This is a genomic window from Aporhodopirellula aestuarii, from assembly GCF_023701485.1.
GTDB classification, from domain to species: Bacteria; Planctomycetota; Planctomycetia; order Pirellulales; family Pirellulaceae; genus Rhodopirellula; species Rhodopirellula aestuarii.
Window position 1 is genome coordinate 23,231 of record NZ_JAMQBK010000043.1, and the last position, 19,532, is coordinate 42,762.

Sequence of the window (19,532 nt, forward strand, 5' to 3'; positions counted from 1 at the left end):
GTGGATTCCCTATGTCTCACCTAAACGCTGAAATCATCGCCATCGGTGACGAAATGATTAGCGGAGCCCGGATCGATACCAACACCGCTTGGTTGAGTCGCAGGTTGGCAGAGTTGGGCGTTGATGTGCACTACCACAGCACCGTGGGCGATACGTTGTCACATAACACGGATGCGTTTCGGATCGCCGTCCGGCGTGCGGACATCGTTGTCGCGACAGGTGGGCTCGGGCCGACCCGGGATGATCTGACTCGCGAAGCGATCGCCGAGGCCCTCGGACGTCCCCTGCAACTCGACGAAGCCTCTCTGAAACATATCGAATCCATGTTCTCCAAGCGTGGGCGTGACATGCCCGAACGCAATCGGTGTCAGGCGATGTTCCCGATCGGGGCGACGCCGATCGTGAACCCACAGGGAACGGCCCCTGGTGTCGAGGTTGCCGCGACGCGGGCGGACGGAACAGAGTCACACATCTTTGCACTGCCGGGGGTGCCCGATGAGATGAAAACGATGTTTGACAACTCGGTCGCTCCAGCGATCCTCTCGCTCAACCACGGGGGACGCCACATCCGCCACAGCGTGATGAAGTTTTTCGGTATCGGCGAAAGCGATATGGAAGAACGACTCGGGGACATGATCGATCGTGCGCGTCAGCCGCGTGTTGGTATCACGGTCAGTTCGGCGACGATTTCGCTGCGGATCAGCGCGATGGCTGACAGCGTAGACGAGTGTGAAAAAATGATCGCGTCGACGCGTCAGGAGATTCTCGAACGTGTCGGCGATCTTTACTTCGGCGACGGTGAAGGTTTCGAACAACATGACGCCGTCGAAGCGATGCTCCGAGAGCAAGAACGGCGTTTGGTTGTGATCGAGCTTGGTTACGCCGCGCCGCTGGGCGATTGGTTCGCTGCGCTTGGTGATTCACCGGTGTTGGCCGGCGGGTTATCGCTCGTCGGTAGCGATGATCTGTTGCGATTCGCGGGCCAAGGGGTGACAGCGCAAAGTGTCGAGACGTCGGGAGCGGACAATCGTCAAAGCGAGTGTTTCAAAGTTGTTAGGGAGCGATTCAACGCCGACTGGATTCTGATGGTTGATGGCTATCCCGACCTCAACGCACCTATGAACGGTGTCATGCCCGCGGCACCAGTCACGTTTACCGTGTGTGATCCACAAGGCAATGTGAGTTCAACGGACAGTCGATTGGGAGGGCATCCCAGTATCGTGCATCCGCGAATTGCGAAGTCGGCGTTAATGTTTCTAAGGGCACAGCTAAAAGAGTTCGCGGCCTAGAGGGGCGACGTGTTGTGCGTGATCAATCGCGTCGTCGATCGCTGAACTGTGACCTGTTTCAGGAAAGCCAGTGGAGTGATTTGAGTTGGGCGTTCAACTCACGCGACCGGACGTTGTTCCACGAGGGCGGTGGCGGGCATTCGAACGTCATCATTTCACGCTTCGTCGGGTGTTCGATCGTTAGCCGAAAGCTGTGCAGAGCGATGCCGGATTGCCACGCCGTTTGGCTGCCGTATTTTCGGTCGCCGACGATCGGCCAGCCACGGGCGGCGAGTTGAACGCGGATTTGGTGTTTGCGACCGGTCAGTGGCGCCACGGCGATCACGTTTCGGTCATCACCCACCGTCAGCGTTTGATAGATCAGCGAAGCCGGTTTCGCACCCGCTTGGTGCGTGCGAGTTGCTCGCATCCGGTGTGCTTGGTCATCTTTGTAGATTAGGTCATCGAGCCGGCCCTCGGGGGCCAACGGCGCCGCACGGTTCGGTTCGGGGCGTGCGACGGCAAGGTACGTTTTGCGAATCGACGTCGGTGCGACTACTTTCTTGCCACTCTGGTTTTCCAAGTGGGCGGCGTGTTGGGAGAATTGCGAGTTCAGTCTCGCGGCCGCTTTGCTGGTCCGGGCGAGCACAATGACGCCGGAGGTTACCGAATCGAGGCGGCTAACGATGCCGACGTAAACGCCATGCGGTTTGTTGTATTTTTGCTTGAGATAGGCCGCTGCGAGAGAGTGCAGTGTGACGCGATCGCCGTCGCCCATGGTAGCCAGCCCGGCGGGTTTATTCACGACGAGCAGATGGTTGTCTTCGTAAACGACGTCGAGATGCGATTCAACCGATTCGTCCAATCGATTAGGCAGAGGTGGCATCGTTACTGCTGCTAGGGGTCGTGTCAGCGTCGCTCGATTGCGAGCCAGCGTTATCGTCCGCCGGTGAGTTTGCGATCAACTCGAAGCGGTTGCTGTGGATCCATCGTTCCCAAAATCGGGCTTTGTGAAGTAGGGGATCGTCGGCAGCGACTTGGTGACGTTTTCCGCGTCGGGTGCGGAGCAGCAGGGTGCCGTCATCGCCGACCGAATCGATGACCCAGAATTTCTCAACGGTGTAGCGGTACAGGTTTCCCCGGGGTGCCGCGTGGATGTTTTCCGCCCGCGGCCCAGGGCTCGTACTGCTTTTTTGCTTGCGGTAGATCACCCAATCGCCAGGTTGATAATGGTGTTTCGACGTCATCTGTCTATCCAGGTTTCGTAAGTACGCGAGCTTGTGTTGTACCCTCAGCGGCGGGGGGACGCTACGGTTCTGATTTGTTGAGGCGTGTCATCCGATTTAGAGTAGACTATATTTCCGGTCTTTCCGAAGCCTTTCACCTTAGCTGAATCACCGTTTCCACATGATCTACTTCATCTGTTGGGTCGTCTTTCTCGTCGGGGTCATTCTTTCCGTCATCATCGCACACGTGATGGGCAATCGCGGCAAGAAACCATCCGATCCTCAATTGGCCGAGGGTGGTGGATTCAATGAAGCGATGCCGATGGACGAAGATGGCGATGTCATCGAAGAGCCGCAGGCGTTCGAGGAAGTCGTTGAGTTTGACGCCGCCGGTGGCGAGCCGGCCGACGACTTCGCAGCCTTTGAGCAAGAATTCAAATAAGATAACGAACCAGATCGAGTGATATCAACATCGCTTACTGGTCGTCACGCCAAGTCGGGCGTTTCCGCCGCGCACGCGGGTGGTGGAAGACAATTTCGTACGGCGAGTCGCTCGCTTTGAGTTTTCGCCCAGCCGGTCGGTGAGTCGGGCGGACTACTTTCGCTCGCAGCTTTTTAGTCGCTTCATAATGATCGTCGTCGAGTTCGAATTCGACGTACATCTCGATCTGCGGGACGATTCGCGGGTCGGATTCCCAGGCCATTTTGTGAAAAAACACGTCTTCACGAAAATCTTCGGCGCGGATGAATCCGAATTCGTTGTCCTCGCGGATGAATTTGATCTCACCTAGCCGTTTCTTTTGGATCCGAAACGGCTTTTCAGGTTGGTCCTCGTCGTCTCGACGGCGTTTCGATGAGAAACCAGATAGCGGACGATCGGACACGAGAGACTTCGCAGAAATGAGTCAGAGGCTGGATTGGGCAAGCCAAAGATCTTAGTTCAGTTGGTGAGAGTCGGCAACGTGTTCTACGCCTAACCAACGTGACACGCTGCTCGCCGTCGCCGAACGGATCAGTTTCGGCCATAGCCATTCGTCGGCGGTCGAGAGAATGTCGGCTTTTGCAGGGATGCGATGCCAGACGCCGGCGGCGATCTCATCGGACAATTGTTGTTGCGTCCAACCGAGATGACCGACGATCAACCGGTACGGGTGTGGCTGTCCAGCTTGCATCAACGCTTCCAAATGGTCTCGTTGGGCGGCGACAAAGATCCCTTCACCGGCTTCCGCTTCGCCCAATTCGGGAGCACCGTGGACGGCGACGATGGGGCCGGAGAGCGGACCGCCGAAGTGGAGCGACTTTCCGAGGAGCAGTTTGCCCGCATCGCTGTCGGCGGAGGGGCCCACCAACGCAACGAATGGTTGCTGGGGCGCATCGCCCTCGCGGATGACTGCCTCAGCTTCCGCAGTCGCGTCATCTTGGTAACAGAACTCGCTCTCGGCGGCTTCGTCTTGGTCCAGCAGATGGGCCAAACGATGCGAAGCCGAGACCGGGGCCGATTCACTGGCGGGGGGAGACGAGGGCGCATTACTCGCCGGTTCCCCGGTCGCTTTGATGGCGATCGGAGCAAGGTGGAGTGGACGATTAAGCATCAAGCCGATCGCTGTCTGCTCATCTTCATAAACGAGCAGACACACACCTCGATTCAAAATCGTGCCATCTACGTCTGTGGATGCGACCAACAGATCGCCCACCTGTGAATTTCGCATTACAACTTTTCCAAACGGGGACACGGCTGACAACAACAGTCGCTAGGTTTTCAAACCGCAAAAACACACGGCTACAAACCCGTTTTCTACGCGTGTTTTTGCCGGTTCGTCTGATGGCCGCCATGAGCGAAAGGCGTCCTGGACCATGCCACCTTGGCAGACACGGAAGAACTATTTCCTATATATGGCAAGCGGCGCGCCAAAGCCGCCCGAATTCGGCCCGAACGGGCACTTCCCCAACAAGCGTAGAGCAATGAATGGATCCAACGGAGACAAGGTCCCCGCCGGTCGAATCGACCAAATGAGAAGAAATTACACACTCGGCGGCCTATTAGAAAAGGACGTCGATCCGGACCCGATGGTTCAGTTTCATCACTGGTTTAACGAAGCGGCCGGGCACCAAGCCACCGCCGATCAGGCGGCCGCGGAAGCCGAAGATGCAACGCCATCCGGGATCCCACCCTGGTTCGAACCCAACGCGATGACGTTGGCGACGGCCACCCCGGAGGGAGTCGTCTCGAGCCGAATCGTGTTGCTCAAGGGCGTTGAGCAGGCCCAGTTCGTGTTCTTCACGAATTACGATTCGATCAAGAGCGAACAGATCGCCGTCAACCCGGTCGTGAGTCTCTGTTTCTTCTGGCCTCATCTGCAACGTCAGGTCTTGATCGCAGGCCGGGCCGAGCGGATTTCGCGGCAACGTTCGGAAACGTATTTTCATTCGCGACCACGTGAGAGCCAACTCGGGGCTCACGCGAGCACGCAATCATCGGTGATCGAGTCGCGAGAGTTCTTGGAATCACGGATGGAGGATTTGGCGAAACAGTACCCCGAAGGCACCACGATTCCACTGCCTGACAATTGGGGCGGGTTCGCGGTCACGCCGACGCAAATTGAATTTTGGCAAGGCCGGGCGAGTCGTCTCCACGACCGGATTGTTTATCAACGCCCACTCGATCAGCCACCGGGAACGCCTTGGAAAATATCGCGGTTGTCACCGTGATGTTTTGCGCGTGATGCGGTTACCGTGCTTGTTTCCATATCGGATGGTTGACGATCACGTTGGTCATTTCGTCAACGAGTTGTTCGATCGGCCGTGCGGTCATTTCCACGCTCGCGTCACGACCGGCTTTTTTGTCATCGGTTGGGACACCATTCGCTTTGGCGGACTCTGCGGGTGTGTGGGTGGCGATGCCGCGCATCTCACCGAATGAGCGGAACCAAGTTTCTTGGCGGCGTGCCAATCGTCGAGTATGAAATAAAATCTGTTCGGCCACCACGCTCCAATCGGGCTCGGTGAGCTTTGGTTCATTGTCCGGGAGCGATTGCCACTGGGCGAACTCGGAGCTCTCGAGGACCTCGCGATAGCCGACCGCGGTGCGTGCTGTTTTCGAAAGCTCGGCGAAGTTCTGTTTGAGTCGCCTGATCTCGTCGACCAATCCGGCGGCGAACATGCGTTCGACTCGTGCTGCGATTCTCCGGTGCAGAACCGCGCGTGGGGTTTGTAAAGTGAAAACCAATCCTTCTTCGGGTGAACGTTCGACATCGAATTGGTGTTGCCGGTGGCTGATCGGTGTGCCGACGTGTCGGGCGAATTCGAGGGCGCGGATCATTCGCCGCACGTCGCTAGCGTCGATGCGGGCTGCCGAGAGCGGGTCGACCTGTTGAAGCCTTTGACGCAACGCTTCGATGCCGTATCGCTTCACGTCTTCCATTACGGAACTGCGAAACGTTTCATCGGCGGGCGGTCCAGGATCGAACCCACGCAAGATCGCCTTGAGGTACATCGGCGTGCCGCCGACGAACATCGGCCGGTTGCCCCGTGCCCAAATTTCTTCGACGCAGCGATGGGCGGCGGTGAGGTACTCCGCGACACTGTATTCGTGGTCCGGCTGCACGACATCGATGAGATGATGAACGACCCGTCGCTGTTCCTCAGCGGAAGGTTTGGCGGTGCCAATGTCCATCTGGCGATAGACGGCGATTGAATCGAGCGAGATGATTTCGATCGAAGGACCGGCCGTCTTTGCGAGAGCTTTCGGTGCCGTTTCATCCCGCGTAACCGATCGATCTGTCAAAGCCTCAGCGACCCGCAAAGCGAGCTGTGTTTTTCCCGATGCGGTCGGACCGGTCAGTACCAACACTCGGTCGAGGAGGGCGGGAAAGCAATCAAGAGAATCTCGTTCGGGCGAAAGTTCGGGCGTCATGGAAGCAAAAAAAGAAAGTCCAAACGGGTGTCGCTGATGTGGTAGAATGAAGTGTCGTGCAGCGGCAGCCTTAGGGAAAGGGTGTTGACGCGGCATCCTGGTGCAAATCGACACGTGTCAGTCTTCGCACCGAGTGACCCACCCCAGGTGCTTTTGGCCCCCCCGTATCAATCTCCTTCTGGATCCGACTTCAATGGGCATGACCTATTTTCGCCGATACCGAATGGAATTGAATCTGCGCGGTTTCCGCGCCGAATGGAACCATGAATCTCTCGCCGGGTCGGGATACCAATTAGTCGGATATGACAACGGTTTGATTCGCGAGCACGCCCAAGCGAAATACCACAGCTTTTGCCGCGAGATTGATGCCGACGTGTTTCCCTGTTTGGGACGCCGTGACGGATGTTTGCGTCTGATGCGCGAGATCACGTCGAGGGCCGCCTTTGTGCCGGGAGCGACCTGGTTGCTACGTTACCACGATCGGCCTGGGGGGCGGGGAATGCCGGTCGGAACGGTCCAAGGGATCGAGCAGGAGGGTTGGGGGGCGATCCAGAACCTCGGGGTCATTACGGAACACCGCGGCCGTGGCTTGGGACGCCTGTTGCTGGTCCGTGCCGCCGCTGGATTCCAAGCCGCAGGTCTCGACAAAATGCACTTGGAAGTCACGACCGCGAACACGGGAGCGATCCGATTGTATGAACAAGTCGGATTTCGCCGCGCCAAGGTGGTCTACAAAGCCTGTGAAATTGTTGGCTGATCCGGTTCCCGGTGCGTGACGTGTTCACCCGACGAACGGTGACGTCGTGCGACATCGACGTTTGTTCGAGTCCGCGTCAGGCCTGCGGCGAATTGCTAAAGATCAATCGCCGGACCATGAGCAACGACTCTCGCTGACCGCCACGCAAACGCTTGGCCCGATTGGCTCGATCGATCGCTTGATCAAATGTGGCGGGCGACAGAAATAGTTCGGCGGTTCTGCCGAGTTTCGCCATCCGGGCAACGTGATCGAGGACCACTCGCTGTTGCAGCCCGATGCGATGGGCGCGGCAGAGTTCCAAAGTCAAGTCATCGGATATCGGAATAGCCGGAACGCGGAGTTGTGCGATTGTCCAATATGCGGCGAACGCGACGACCAGGAGCAGCAGCACGGCGGCGATCACCCACCAAGGAAACGAACCGGTCGGTGCGAGTTCGCGAAACTCAGGTGCGAGTTCACTTTGCCGAGTTTCCGCTAGCAGCAAACCGCCGACGCTCAGGGCGTCGATGAGGTTTTGGCAGATCGGATGGAGAGTCACATGGCACATGTTCATACTGCGATTCCTCGCCGAGATAATGATTCTTTGGCCGCATCCCGAAGCGAGCCGAGGGGTGATGTTGTGAGTTCTTTCAGCAGGTTTGCGGATGAGTCACAAGTGGCCGTGCCCAGTGCTTCCGCGGCGGCCAATCTCGCTCGCTGATGATCGGTGTGGACGATCATTTTGAATGGTTCGATCATCAACTCGACGAGACCGAGCGTTTGGGCAAATTCGATCGCTTCGAGTCGGCGACGCATGACGGCATGACGCAGTCCGTCGCGAACAACATCGAGCGTGCTCGAATCGATCTGCATCAGCATCCTGCCGATCCTCAATCGCACATCGGTACTGAGGGTCGGAAACAGTGGCAACATGTTGTTGATGTTCAATTCACCCAATAACCGCTTGGCCGGTTTTGCAAAACGTGCGTTGGACGATTGGGCCCAGCGGATCAGTCGCAGGCACACTTCAGCGGCACGATCCTCAAACGATTCCGAAAGGGAAAATCCTTGCGCGGCATCGGTTGTGTCTGCGGTAGTTTCATCGGATGCGACGGCACCTGACGCGGTGTTGGGATTTTCATCAGCAGAGGGTTGCAGCATCGCGTCGATCCGTTCGCTGTGAACGGCTTGTAACCAATAGTCCAATTTTGGCACCTCGCAGCGGCTCAAGCAAATCGAGACTGAATCGCATGCGTGTTCGCTATTGGCGGTCGGAACACGATGCCGTTCGAGGATCTCGAGCAGCACCGCGATTGTTTCGGGGGCGTGCTGCATTGCCATGGTGTAGGCATGCGCGATCGCCGAATCTCGATCGGTTCCCAGCGTCCGCAGTAGCGACACGCCTCCACGCAGGCAGTCGGGTAAACCGAATTCTTTGAGGTTGGCGAGCGTCACGGGAAGCGGTTCGGGCGAGATGACCTCAAGCAGGGTTTCGCAGTACATCGCGTCGCAACGTTGCAGCATCAGACCGAGGACACACTCCGGAATCGTTCGTCGGCGGATGAATCCGGCGAGCAGTTCCATGACCGCTTGCAGACGACTGCTTCGAAGTCGACGCAATATCAACGTGCGGCAGGGACTTTCGTTCTCGAGGCAACTGCGCAGGGCGGGATCGTTCCACGTGCTCAGCACCAAGAACGCATCGAGAAGTTGTTCGTTTCTGTGTTTTTGAAAGTTCTTGGCGCAGTCCAGCAAGTGGGCGGTTAACGCGAGTCGCGATCGTTCAACATTCGGATCAGTGCGTTGACCGGCATATTGGCGCCGGGCATGCTTGCCCCACGTGTTGGAGAGCACCAGGACGGTATCAACGCAGTATTCACGAACGACATGCGAAGTGTTTTTCCAGGCCGCATCGATCAACTGCGGCATGGCCTCGCGGATCGCGAGTGCCGACACGATTTGCGTCAACACTTTCGCTCGTTCGATGCCAGCTTCCGCGTCGGCAGTTTTGCCATGGATCAGTTCGGTTTCGAGTTCGGTGACGACTGTTGCGGCGAACCGCTCGCGGTGCGTGGTGGTTGCTTCCACGATCTCGTCACGATACTTCGTCCAATTTTCAATCAGCAATTCGTGAGATCGGTGGCACGGTCGAATCGCGAGCGTCCGGAAGCAGCGTTGACGCGTTTCAGCGTCACCGCCAGCAATGCCACTTGCGAGGACATCGACGGACTCGGGGCGGGTTGATACGGCTAGAATACGGTAAGTGGTTTCGAGCGACATGGTCTTGGTGGGTACCACGAATTGGTTCTGATTGGTTGCGTCGATAGTGAACCGTAGGTTGGCTTCTGGCTACCATCTGCCACCTGTTTGGGGAATCCAGTCGCGTTGAGTTCAACCCGTCGGCATGGCCGTCTTTATCCACATAACCCGCACCCGGACGCCTCGCGATGCACGTTTTCCTGATCGCACTTCTCACCATGGGGATGTGGGGAGTTGCGACCATCGGCCACGTCGGCGCCGGCGAACTGCCGGTCGTTACCTTGTGCGCCGAAGCCAGCCAAACGCATGAAGTAAAAGGTTTTTCGTTCGATGGCTGTGTCGCGGTGCTGCGCAGTGGAGACGCCACGCAGCCTCTCACGGTGAATTTAAAGATCGAGGGTACGGCGGAAAACGGACTTGATTACGAATACATTCCACGGGAGATCCGGTTTGCTGGGGGAGAAAAGGTTCATCGGATTGCGGTGCATCCGATCAGCGATGACCAAAGCGAGGATGCCGAGACGGTCGTCCTGAGTTTGCTGCCTGACAACGAGGCATATCGCCTCGAAGCACCAAGTCGTCGATCGGTTACCGTTACCATCGCGGGCGAAATCGCACGTGAAATCCGGGGCGAAACACTGTTGTTTGAGCAATCTTCGCGAGCGGCCGAGTGGGTGGGGAAACCATCGTCGCAACAACGAATTGCCGTCTTTGAGGACGAGCTCCCGTTCGCGACGGCCGAAGCCGTCCGCGTGGATCACGAGGGTAATCCATGGGAAGTCGCACTCCGGTGGCCGCTCGAGAACACGGTTGGGGTGGGTGACGAAATACTCGTCAATTTGTTTGCGCGAGCGACCAGTGATTCAGGTAGCAACGCGAGCGGGAAGTTCACCGTCCGTTTGCAACACGATCGCCCGCCCTACAATGGCAGCGAGAAGGTTTATTGGGTTGGATCAGAATGGAAACCCATTTTGATGCGAACCACCGTGACCGAACTCTTGCCGGGCGGCGAATCATCGCTCAGCATCCGGCTGGGCTACGGAAAGCAGAATCTCGAGATTGGTGGGTTGCAGTTCTGGAACTTTGGCCGAACACCGCCGCCGCATCTGCCAGAACCGATTCACACCTACGATGGACGCCGCGTGGACGCGCGATGGCGTGATGGTCTGGCAGAACAGACCCAACGCGTGCGATGCCAGCGGGTGCAGTTTCGGCTAGACAAGGATCATGACCCGGCTAGCCGTTACCGATTGCGGTTGGTCAAAGCCGAGTATGAAATCGGCACGGCGGTGAATGCGAACTGGGTCGCTCCTACGACGGGAAAATATTCGTCGACAGAGGACGCGCACCGATACCAAGCATTCGTCAAAAAAAACTTTGATCGCGTGACGGATGAGAACTCACAGCAATGGGCTGCCTGGGAGCAAAACCCCAAACGGGCGATTGAAACGGCCGTCTGGGCGATCGAAAACGGACTGACGCTGAGAGGGCACAGCGTCTTTTGGGGCGATCCGATTAAATGGCCGTCGCCTCCCGATTTGTGGACGGACTATCAAAAGACGCTGGCGTCCCGACGTTACGGGAAGAATGTCGCGATGACGGAGATGCGACGACGAATCGCGGCTCATCTTCGCGAAAACGCACTCGTCGCTCTTTCGGGAAATATTCCTGGAACGCCAGACCCGATCATCGCGCAGTGGGATGTGCTCAATCATCCGATCTTGCATGATCGAATGTGGGAGATCACCGGATGGGAGTTTTTGCGTGCTGCCATTCGTGAAGCTCGAACGCTCGCGAATCCGAAGACGCAGTTTTTTGTTAACGAGGATCAAGTGTTGAGCCGTCCTGGGCATCCCAACGCAGATCCACTGTCCCGTTTGCTGCAGTCGTTTCTAGAGGCGCAAGTACCGATCGATGGTGTGGGATTCCAATGTCATTTTAAGAGCGATCAGTTACCGGCGATTGCGAGCATCCGGTCGACGCTTCAGCGTTTCGCAAAGCTCGGATTGCAACTTCACGTCACCGAATTCGATGTCGACAACGATTCGATTGACTCGCAGACACAGGCGGACTTCACGCGTGATTTTCTCGACCTCCTTGCCGCCGACGATGCGGTGACCTCGACAACCGTTTGGGGCTTTTGGGAAGGCGAACACTGGCGAAGCGAAGAAGGAGCCGCGATGATCGACAAAGGCTGGAATCTACGTCCCAACGGTCAGGTTTTCTTGGACCACGTCGATCGCGGCTGGCACGATTTGCGTCTTCCAGCTCCTGACGCTGGGACACAAATGCGCCACTGCGAATCGACACTTCGGCGGGGAAATTACGATGTCCAGTGCCTCAATTCTGAGGGGCATGTGCAGCAAACTTGGCGAATCACGGTTTCTCGCGATCGGACCGAATTCGACCTGATAACTCAATAAATCCAATTCACGCGGGTGTCGTCGGGGTGATCGCAGGCAGCCGGTCCGGCGTGTTTTGAGTGATTTACCTACCCTTTCGGCGTTATTCGCTTATGGACACTTGGAGGCGAGGAAATTCGAGATCGGGTAAGGTTGATACAACCCGCACAATCATTCGTTTACCGGGGATGATCAGGCTCAATCGAGGCAGCCCCTTCGCGAGCTGCTGTTTCAATAACTAACATGGGGTTTGTAATCCCGGAACCCGATGGCTCCATTCCTTCCTTTTACAATCTGTCACGACTCCATGATTGCTACCGAACCTCAGGCAAATACGACAGCCAATATCAAGCCGATTCGTAAGATTTGTTGCATCGGTGCGGGATATGTCGGCGGACCGACGATGGCGATGATTGCCAAACAGTGTCCCGATATTGAGGTCAAGGTCGTTGATATTAATGCGGCCCGGATCGCTCAGTGGAACAGTGACGAATTGCCAATCTATGAACCGGGGTTGGACGACGTTGTGGCTGAAAGCCGCGGACGGAACCTGCATTTCACAACGGACGTGGATCGCGCGATTGCGGAAGCGGAAATGATCTTCATTTCTGTCAACACGCCCACCAAACACTTCGGTGTCGGTGCCGGACGTGCAGCTAATTTGGAGTTCATCGAAAAATGCGCACGCAAAATTGCGGAAGTTTCAGAGGGACATAAGATCGTTGTCGAAAAATCGACGCTCCCCGTGCGCACTGCAGAAGCGATCAAGACGATCCTCGCGGGTGCTTCGACCGGTGCGACGTTCGACGTACTCAGCAATCCTGAGTTTCTGGCCGAGGGAACCGCAGTCGAAGACTTGATTTCGCCGGATCGAGTTCTGATCGGTGGAGAAAGCAAAGCAGCCGTGGACGCGCTCGTCGATGTCTATGCCCACTGGGTTCCGCGTGAACGATTGTTGACGACAAATTTGTGGAGCAGTGAGTTGTCCAAACTCACCGCAAATGCTTTCCTGGCACAGCGTGTTTCGTCGATCAACTCCATCTCCGCGTTGTGTGAAGCGACCGAGGCGGACGTAGACGAAGTTGCGATGGCGATCGGGATGGATTCGCGAATCGGGCCGAAGTTCTTGAAGTCTTCGGTAGGCTTCGGCGGTTCCTGTTTCCAAAAAGATATCCTCAACCTCGTTTATCTCTGTGAATACTTCGGGCTGCCCGAGGTTGCGGAGTACTGGGAACAAGTCATCAAGATGAACGACTACCAAAAGAGTCGCTTCGTCAATCGCATCGTGCGAACGCTATTCAACACCGTATCGGACAAGAAGATCGCAATTTGGGGCTTCGCATTTAAGAAAGATACCAACGACACGCGTGAATCGGCGGCGATTTATGTTTGCCGCGATCTCTTGCGGGAGCGTGCGAAGCTATCGATCTATGATCCGCAGGTCGACGCGGAACAAATCCGTCGCGAACTCGCCGACGTGATGCGAAACGGCGATTCCGAACTGAGCGCCGCATCGGCAAAACTGATTGAAGAAAACGTTGAAATCGTCTCGGACGTCGACGCCGCCTCGAAGGATGCCCACGCGGTCGCGGTACTGACGGAGTGGGACGAATTTGTCGACGCCGATTTTGAACGGATCCACGACGGAATGAAAAAACCAGCGTTCATTTTCGATGGACGCAATATCCTCAAAAACCTGCCGTTGGCCGATATCGGATTCATCTATCAGGGCATCGGTTTTTCGCGATAATGGGTGCTTGGTCATCTGAGTCTTCAGCCATCACGGTTGGCTGTCGAATCAGATTGGTTCCCCGAAACCGTTGAGCGAGAACGAGATGCCGAAGCACGAAACCATCAACTACCTTGAATTTCCGTCACGCGATCTCGAGGCGACGAAGGCATTTTTTGAATCGTGTTTCGGGTGGACGTTCACCGACTATGGTCCAGACTACGCGGCGTTTTCAGACGCTGCGGTCGACGGCGGGTTCTTTCGGTCCGATGCCGTGGCGACCACCGCGACCGGTTCCGCGTTAATTGTTTTCTACAGCGAAAAGCTAGAAGAAACACTCGAGAAGGTGCAGCAATGTGGCGGCACAATTCTGAAACCAATCTTCTCTTTTCCTGGCGGTCGACGATTCCAATTCGCTGAACCATCCGGCAATGAGTTGGCGGTTTGGTCGGACCGCTAGTCGAGTGAAGCGGACGCGTTTGGAGAGACGAGCAGTTTAGCTGACCATCATTTGAATTTCGGTGAGATACTTTTTGGGGTTTCCCCGAAAGATCATCCCGGGGCCTTTGTGATAAATCTCGCGGGTGGGCATTTTGATTTCAACGCCTTTGGCTTTGGCGTGTTCGAGAATCTTTTCGTATGAGCGGCCGAGTTCCTCGTAGGGACCTAGGTGCATGAGTGACAGACAGTCACCTCCGGCGAGTTCGCGGACGGAGATTTCATCCGTTGATTCACCGCGTTGGATCGGCATCACGACTTCGAAATTGGCGTCGTCGACGCGCTGCTCGCTGTCGTGATGCAGCAGCATCGGTTTGCCGCAAATGAATCTACCGAATTTGCTACTGATCTTGGCGAAGCCGGTACCGCAATCGCTGTATTTTCCCTTCATGCGAACGCTAGCGACCAGCATCGGATCGATTCGTTTCTCTTCGACTTGGTAGGTCGCCTGTTGCATTTTCGCGGTCGCCTGAGTTCAGGCGAGTAGGTCCTTCACGACCTCACCGTGGACGTCGGTCAATCGGAAATCACGACCTTGGAACCGATAGGTAAGACGTTCGTGATTGAGCCCGAGTTGATGTAAGATCGTGGCTTGCAAATCGTGAACATGAACCGGTTTTTCGGCGACGTTGAATCCGAGTTCATCGGACGCTCCGTATTCGAATCCGGCCTTCATGCCGCCGCCGGCCATCCACATCGTGAAGGCGTCAGGGTAGTGGTCGCGTCCGAAAACGTTGCTACGCGCGGTGCGGCCTTCACGGAAGGGGGTGCGTCCGAATTCTCCGCCCCAAACAACGAGCGTGTCTTCGAGGAGCCCGCGTTTTTTCAGGTCCCTGATGAGTGCGGCGATCGGTTGATCCATCGTGGCACATTTTTGCGTCAACCCATCGGTGATGCCTCGGCTGGCATTTGTTCCATGGAAGTCCCATCCCCAATCGAACAACTGGACAAATCGCACGCCGGACTCAACCAAACGCCGCGCCAGCAAGCAATTGTTTGCGAGGCTGGACTCGCCAGGCTTGGCCCCATACTCGTCGAGGGTTTGTTGGCTCTCTTGCGAGATGTTCATCACATCGGGAACGGAAGCCTGCATTCGAAACGCCAGTTCGTACTGGGCGATCCGTGTCAGTGTTTCGGGGTGCCCCATCTTCGCGGCTTGCATTTCGTTCAGATCACGAAGTGCATCGAGGCTTTTGCGACGCAGGTCACGATTCATGCCCGAAGGGTCGGAGGAATACAGCACCGGATCGCCTTTGGATCGACACTGCACGCCTTGATAGACCGAGGGAAGAAAGCCGCTGCCGAACGAATTGCTGCCGCCGTTGGGTTGCACGCCGCTGGAGATCAAAACGACAAAGCCCGGTAGGTTTTCGTTTTCGCTGCCCAAGCCATACGTGACCCACGACCCCATCGAGGGCCGTCCTGATCGCGGCGAACCGGTAAAAACGAGCAGTTCCGCGGGGGCGTGGTTGAATTGGTCGGTGTGCATCGAGTGAACCACGCACATCTCGTCGGCCACGTCGTGTAGATGGGGGATCGCATCGGACATCCACATCCCGGCTTTGCCCACACGTGACCACTTGCGTGGAGAGCCCATGAGTTTTGGCACACCCGACGTGAACGCGAACTCTTTGCCTTCCAAGAACGCGTCAGGGCAATCCTGGCCATCGCGTCGGACGAGTTCCGGTTTGTAATCGAACATGTCGAGGTTCGGCGGTGAACCGGTCATGTGCAGATAGATCACCCGCTTTGCTTTGGGAGCAAAATGGGGCGGTTGCACCGCAATCGGATTATCAGCCGGGCGGCCGGCGTCGGCAGAATCGGCGAGCAGACTCGCCAGTGCGATGCCACCCAATCCTGCGGTGGATTGCTGCAGGAAATGTCGCCGAGTATTTAGATGAAGGGATTCGATTCGTGGGTCCATGATTTCGCCTTATCGTTTCATCAACATTTCATCGAGATTCAAAATCACGTTGCTCAACACGGTCCATGCGGCATACTCAATCGCTGCGGATTCGCTGTCGGACACGCTTTGTGGCAATGGCCCCAACGGTTCGGTAGCCATCTTGATCGCCTCGTTAGGGCGATCCGAATAGAACGCGATTAGTTCATCAAGCAACTCTTCCAAGCGAGCCGTTTCCGATTCGCTCGGCTCACGCAACAGTGTCTGGTGAAACGCGAACTGGATTCGTTCGGAGTCCGCCTCGCTCGACGGCACGGTGCGTCTCGCCAATCCCTGGGCGGCTTCGATGTAGACGGGGTCGTTGAGCGTGACGAGTGCTTGCAGTGGGGTGTTCGTCCGGATTCGCCGCACGGTGCAGACCTCTCGGTTCGGCGCGTCGAACTGGGCCATTGAAGGGTACGGGCTCGATCGTCGCCACATCGTGTAGAGGCCACGCCGGTAGCGATCTTCGCCGTTGCTCGTTTGCCAATCGGTAGCCGAACCGAAGGCCGCCTTGAGTCCGAGGTCGGGCTGCACGGGCTTAACCGGAGGCCCGTACATTTTGGGGCTGAGCAAGCCGCTTGCGAATAACGCTTGGTCGCGAACGAGTTCCGCGGATGCGCGGAAACGTGGGCCGCGTGCACAGAGCCGGTTGGCCGGATCTCGCTGGAGCAGTTCATGCGTTGCCACCGAGCTTTGACGGTAGGTCGCCGATGTCACCATCAGTCGCAGCAACGCTTTCAAATCCCAGCCGCCATCGCGTAGTTGCACGGCCAAGTAGTCCAGTAATTCGGGGTGCGAAGGCAACTCGCCTTGCGAGCCGAACTCTTCGCTGGTCTCGACGAGGCCGATGCCGAAAATTTGCTCCCAGTGTCGGTTCGCAATCACGCGCGGTGTGAGCGGATTGTTTTCATCGATCAGCCAACGGGCGAGGTCCATGCGATCAGGTCGTGAGCCGTGCGTGTCGTCGGGTAATGGATGCAGCGAAGCCGGGACCCCTTCGCTGACTTCATTGCCAGGGCTCAAGTAGCTGCCGCGAAGGTGGACGTGGGTGGTGCGTCGTTTTGATTCGGGCAACTGCCGCATGATGGGGACGGTCGTGTCCGGTTTCATTGCGGCGAGTTTCGATTCCAGCTTTTGGATTTGCGCACGTTCGTTTTTGAGCAGCGGTGTGATGCTGCGGAAGTATTTGCTGATCTTTGCGTCGTCCGTTGAGGTCTCGTTCTTGGTTGCGAGGATGCGATTGCGAACGTCTCGTGGAATCACGGCCCATTGCGAGAAATGTTCGTCCGACGTTGCGAGCAATTGGAACTTGGTCGTGCCGACCGGGATCGATGCCAACTCGATGGTAACGGTGCCGCTTGATCGATCATTCGGTGGGGCGATTGCGAATGATTGCTCGGAGACGGTGGTTCCGTCGCCGGATAGAGCTTCAACCGGAGTGAGTTGCAAGTTGACTTTGCCGTCGGTGGCGTATTCACCTTTCGGGGCAGGCGTTTGTTCCGGAGTATGCGTCCAAACCGTTTTTCGGTTCTCATCGAGCAACGAAATCTGGAGCCCGGCGAGACGCCCCGCAATCGCTTTGCCGCCATCGGTGCGATTCCATATGGCGACCGATTCGATCGGCTGAGTCGAGCCGAAATCGACTTCGAGCCAAGGGGCATTTTCGATCTCGGTGTGGGTGACGGAACCCGCTTTGAAATCACCGTCCGTATTTCCGTCGATGGCGTACTGGACGTTTCCACCCGAACGCGTCGAACTTTGTGTCGCGGTGCCGCGTGAGGCAACGTTGTCACCGCCGACGAATGCTTGAACCTCGGCGAGATGCAAAATCTTCTTTTTGCCGGGCAATTCAATCCGGAGATATCTCGCGTCGATCGTTGAGAGATGGTCGGGTTTCCAGAAGGCAGAGATCTGTGTGGGTTTAAAGAGGTTTTTGTATTGCTCAGGGACGCGTAGTTTAAATCCCGTCATGCGCTCCGTCACTGGAATCTGCACCAGGCACCGCGAGTTTGCCGGCGTATCGTCCTCGGTGGTCACCCAACCTGCTTCGTCAACGCTGAGAGAATGTTCGGGCAATGTTGCCGAGACGGGGCGAAGGACTTTCCAGTCGGGCTGGGCCTTTACGGAGGCGAGCCATTCGTTCTGGGCGTTTCGCAGTTCGGGTGTGGGGCGGTCGAGGTTCGATTCAAGTTCGGCGATGCGTTCTTGCAGTTCTTGCTTGGTTCGAAGTCGTTCGTCGGCCCAAACATCCAACACGGGGCGTTCGTCTTTGCGATCCGCGTCTTCGGTGTTGTTGAAGAACGCGAAGAACTGAAAGTACTCGTCGTGTGTAATCGGGTCGTACTTGTGCGTATGGCACTGTGCGCACGCGATGGTCGTTCCCATCCATACCGCCATGGTTGTGTTCACGCGATCGACGACGGCAACGTTTCGGAATTCCTCATCGTTCGTGCCGCCTTCGTTGTTGGTCATCGTGTTGCGATGGAAGGCGGTCGCAATGAGTTGATCCGGCGTGGGGTTTTCGAGCAGGTCACCGGCGATTTGTTCGATCGTGAATTGATCGAACGGTTTGTTCTCGTTAAGCGACCGGATCACATAGTCACGATATGCCCAAATCGTTCGCGGCGGGTCATCGGCGTAACCGGATGAGTCGGCGTACCGGGCGAGGTCTAACCAAACGCGTGCCCAGCGTTCACCGAACGATGGCGAAGCGAGTAGTTGATCGACGAAGCGTTCGTAGGCGTCAGGACGGGGATCGTTGGCGAACGCGTTGGCGTCTTCCCAGGTCGGAGGTAAACCGGTCAAGTCCAACGAAACGCGGCGGGCTAAAGTGAGGCGATCGGCACACGGCGAAGGCGTCAAACCTTCGGCTTCGAGTCTCGCGAGTATGAATCGGTCGATGTCGTTGATCGGCCACTCATTATTTTTGACCTCGGGAAGCTCAGGTGGCTGGGGTCTGACATACGACCAATGCTTGGCGTAGCTGCCGCCTTGTTCGATCCACCGGCGAACGAGTTCGACTTCCTCGGGTGCGAAGGCACGTCCTTTGCCCTCTGGTGGCATCCGCAGGTCTTCATCATCGGTCGTGAGTCGTTCGAGCAGCTCGCTGTCTTCAGGTGCACCGGGCACGATCGCGGCGTATCCGCCGAGGTCTTCTCGCGAACCTTCTTCGGTATCGAGTCGCAGACCGGCGGCACGCTCTTCTTCATCGGGGCCGTGACAGATCAAACAGTTGCCCGAAAGCAGCGGGCGGATATCGCGATTGAAATCAACGGCTTCGTCAGCGATGCAAGGCATCGCATATGTGATCGATAGAGCGACCGCGGATAAGATCCGACAGCGACGCGTTGTTATTGAAAACATTGACAGAGCGGTGGGGGGGAGGCAGGGGCGGGTGAGGCAGGCGGTGGGCACTCTCGCGTAATACGAGTGGAACGGCAGGTCAGTAGCTCTCTTTCACTACTACCGTGGTGCGGCAAATTATACCCGCAAAGTTCCAATTTGACGCTGAATTCGCGGTTAACGCGTTGAAACCACAATACTTTGACGGGTTTTG

At 56.8% G+C, this 19,532-nt stretch carries 17 protein-coding genes; 7 read left to right on the forward strand and 10 right to left on the reverse strand.

What is annotated here, in order from left to right; genetic code table 11:
* Window positions 1-11: 11 nt before the first annotated feature.
* On the forward strand, window positions 12-1,289 hold the full coding sequence (locus NB063_RS16620) for a competence/damage-inducible protein A (RefSeq protein WP_250929870.1): 1,278 nt from the start codon (window positions 12-14) through the stop codon (window positions 1,287-1,289).
* Between the two features lie 58 nt (window positions 1,290-1,347).
* Here the strand turns inward: NB063_RS16620 and NB063_RS16625 are convergent, their stop codons facing one another.
* Complete coding sequence (locus NB063_RS16625) at window positions 1,348-2,154, reverse strand: RluA family pseudouridine synthase (RefSeq protein WP_250929871.1); 807 nt, start codon at window positions 2,152-2,154, stop codon at window positions 1,348-1,350.
* The gene (locus NB063_RS16630; RefSeq protein WP_250929872.1) at window positions 2,138-2,515 is read right to left on the reverse strand and encodes a hypothetical protein; all 378 of its coding nucleotides are present in this window, start codon (window positions 2,513-2,515) and stop codon (window positions 2,138-2,140) included. Before NB063_RS16630 ends, NB063_RS16625 begins: the two co-directional genes overlap by 17 nt.
* Before the next feature lie 160 nt (window positions 2,516-2,675).
* Between NB063_RS16630 and NB063_RS16635 the strand changes: the two genes are divergently transcribed.
* Entirely contained in the window at window positions 2,676-2,936 is a 261-nt protein-coding gene (locus NB063_RS16635) for a hypothetical protein (protein ID WP_250929873.1), read from the forward strand.
* A 34-nt stretch (window positions 2,937-2,970) separates the two neighbouring features.
* Here NB063_RS16635 and NB063_RS16640 read toward each other — a convergent pair whose 3' ends face one another.
* Window positions 2,971-3,378, reverse strand: coding sequence for a cold shock domain-containing protein (locus NB063_RS16640; protein ID WP_250929874.1), 408 nt, complete (start codon window positions 3,376-3,378; stop codon window positions 2,971-2,973).
* Window positions 3,379-3,429: 51 nt separating this feature from the next.
* On the reverse strand, window positions 3,430-4,203 hold the full coding sequence (locus NB063_RS16645; protein ID WP_250929875.1) for a YqgE/AlgH family protein: 774 nt from the start codon (window positions 4,201-4,203) through the stop codon (window positions 3,430-3,432).
* Window positions 4,204-4,456: 253 nt separating this feature from the next.
* Between NB063_RS16645 and pdxH the strand changes: the two genes are divergently transcribed.
* On the forward strand, window positions 4,457-5,203 hold the full coding sequence (pdxH, locus tag NB063_RS16650) for a pyridoxamine 5'-phosphate oxidase (protein WP_250929876.1): 747 nt from the start codon (window positions 4,457-4,459) through the stop codon (window positions 5,201-5,203).
* 19 nt (window positions 5,204-5,222) lie between these two features.
* On the opposite strand, the gene miaA is transcribed toward pdxH, so the two are convergent.
* Complete coding sequence (gene miaA / locus NB063_RS16655; RefSeq protein WP_250929877.1) at window positions 5,223-6,407, reverse strand: tRNA (adenosine(37)-N6)-dimethylallyltransferase MiaA; 1,185 nt, start codon at window positions 6,405-6,407, stop codon at window positions 5,223-5,225.
* Window positions 6,408-6,600: 193 nt separating this feature from the next.
* Between miaA and NB063_RS16660 the strand changes: the two genes are divergently transcribed.
* Entirely contained in the window at window positions 6,601-7,164 is a 564-nt protein-coding gene (locus NB063_RS16660; protein ID WP_322975234.1) for a GNAT family N-acetyltransferase, read from the forward strand.
* Window positions 7,165-7,240: 76 nt separating this feature from the next.
* On the opposite strand, the gene NB063_RS16665 is transcribed toward NB063_RS16660, so the two are convergent.
* Window positions 7,241-7,717 carry a hypothetical protein gene (locus NB063_RS16665; protein WP_250929879.1) on the reverse strand — a complete coding sequence of 159 codons (477 nt, stop codon included), beginning with the start codon at window positions 7,715-7,717 and terminating at the stop codon, window positions 7,241-7,243.
* On the reverse strand, window positions 7,714-9,441 hold the full coding sequence (locus tag NB063_RS16670) for a hypothetical protein (RefSeq protein WP_250929880.1): 1,728 nt from the start codon (window positions 9,439-9,441) through the stop codon (window positions 7,714-7,716). The genes NB063_RS16665 and NB063_RS16670 overlap by 4 nt, the downstream gene beginning before the upstream one ends.
* A gap of 149 nt (window positions 9,442-9,590) precedes the next feature.
* Between NB063_RS16670 and NB063_RS16675 the strand changes: the two genes are divergently transcribed.
* The 3 genes from NB063_RS16675 (at window position 9,591) to NB063_RS16685 (ending at window position 13,993) form a co-directional block, all read left to right on the forward strand.
* Window positions 9,591-11,825 carry an endo-1,4-beta-xylanase gene (locus tag NB063_RS16675; protein WP_250929881.1) on the forward strand — a complete coding sequence of 745 codons (2,235 nt, stop codon included), beginning with the start codon at window positions 9,591-9,593 and terminating at the stop codon, window positions 11,823-11,825.
* A gap of 286 nt (window positions 11,826-12,111) precedes the next feature.
* Window positions 12,112-13,554: a UDP-glucose 6-dehydrogenase gene (locus tag NB063_RS16680; protein ID WP_250929882.1), complete on the forward strand. Its 1,443-nt coding sequence runs from the start codon at window positions 12,112-12,114 to the stop codon at window positions 13,552-13,554.
* Between the two features lie 85 nt (window positions 13,555-13,639).
* Window positions 13,640-13,993, forward strand: coding sequence for a VOC family protein (locus NB063_RS16685; RefSeq protein ID WP_250929883.1), 354 nt, complete (start codon window positions 13,640-13,642; stop codon window positions 13,991-13,993).
* Window positions 13,994-14,029: 36 nt separating this feature from the next.
* Here the strand turns inward: NB063_RS16685 and NB063_RS16690 are convergent, their stop codons facing one another.
* From NB063_RS16690 to NB063_RS16700, 3 genes are read right to left on the reverse strand one after another with little or no spacing between them, the layout of a single operon-like run.
* Entirely contained in the window at window positions 14,030-14,488 is a 459-nt protein-coding gene (locus NB063_RS16690) for a GyrI-like domain-containing protein (protein ID WP_250929884.1), read from the reverse strand.
* Between the two features lie 18 nt (window positions 14,489-14,506).
* The gene (locus NB063_RS16695) at window positions 14,507-15,955 is read right to left on the reverse strand and encodes a DUF1501 domain-containing protein (RefSeq protein ID WP_250929885.1); all 1,449 of its coding nucleotides are present in this window, start codon (window positions 15,953-15,955) and stop codon (window positions 14,507-14,509) included.
* A gap of 9 nt (window positions 15,956-15,964) precedes the next feature.
* The gene (locus NB063_RS16700; RefSeq protein ID WP_250929886.1) at window positions 15,965-19,273 is read right to left on the reverse strand and encodes a DUF1553 domain-containing protein; all 3,309 of its coding nucleotides are present in this window, start codon (window positions 19,271-19,273) and stop codon (window positions 15,965-15,967) included.
* Window positions 19,274-19,532: the final 259 nt, after the last annotated feature.

Excerpts from the sequence above, each read along its gene's own strand:
- NB063_RS16630 (WP_250929872.1), bottom strand. The coding sequence starts at position 2,515 with ATGACGTCGAAACACCATTATCAACCTGGCGATTGGGTGATCTACCGC.
- NB063_RS16695 (WP_250929885.1), bottom strand. The coding sequence starts at position 15,955 with ATGGACCCACGAATCGAATCCCTTCATCTAAATACTCGGCGACATTTC.
- NB063_RS16635 (WP_250929873.1), top strand. The coding sequence starts at position 2,676 with ATGATCTACTTCATCTGTTGGGTCGTCTTTCTCGTCGGGGTCATTCTT.
- NB063_RS16660 (WP_322975234.1), top strand. The coding sequence starts at position 6,601 with ATGGGCATGACCTATTTTCGCCGATACCGAATGGAATTGAATCTGCGC.
- NB063_RS16685 (WP_250929883.1), top strand. The coding sequence starts at position 13,640 with ATGCCGAAGCACGAAACCATCAACTACCTTGAATTTCCGTCACGCGAT.
- NB063_RS16620 (WP_250929870.1), top strand. The coding sequence starts at position 12 with ATGTCTCACCTAAACGCTGAAATCATCGCCATCGGTGACGAAATGATT.
- NB063_RS16675 (WP_250929881.1), top strand. The coding sequence starts at position 9,591 with ATGCACGTTTTCCTGATCGCACTTCTCACCATGGGGATGTGGGGAGTT.
- NB063_RS16680 (WP_250929882.1), top strand. The coding sequence starts at position 12,112 with ATGATTGCTACCGAACCTCAGGCAAATACGACAGCCAATATCAAGCCG.
- pdxH (WP_250929876.1), top strand. The coding sequence starts at position 4,457 with ATGAATGGATCCAACGGAGACAAGGTCCCCGCCGGTCGAATCGACCAA.
- NB063_RS16665 (WP_250929879.1), bottom strand. The coding sequence starts at position 7,717 with ATGAACATGTGCCATGTGACTCTCCATCCGATCTGCCAAAACCTCATC.
- NB063_RS16645 (WP_250929875.1), bottom strand. The coding sequence starts at position 4,203 with ATGCGAAATTCACAGGTGGGCGATCTGTTGGTCGCATCCACAGACGTA.
- miaA (WP_250929877.1), bottom strand. The coding sequence starts at position 6,407 with ATGACGCCCGAACTTTCGCCCGAACGAGATTCTCTTGATTGCTTTCCC.
- NB063_RS16700 (WP_250929886.1), bottom strand. The coding sequence starts at position 19,273 with ATGCCTTGCATCGCTGACGAAGCCGTTGATTTCAATCGCGATATCCGC.
- NB063_RS16625 (WP_250929871.1), bottom strand. The coding sequence starts at position 2,154 with ATGCCACCTCTGCCTAATCGATTGGACGAATCGGTTGAATCGCATCTC.
- NB063_RS16690 (WP_250929884.1), bottom strand. The coding sequence starts at position 14,488 with ATGCAACAGGCGACCTACCAAGTCGAAGAGAAACGAATCGATCCGATG.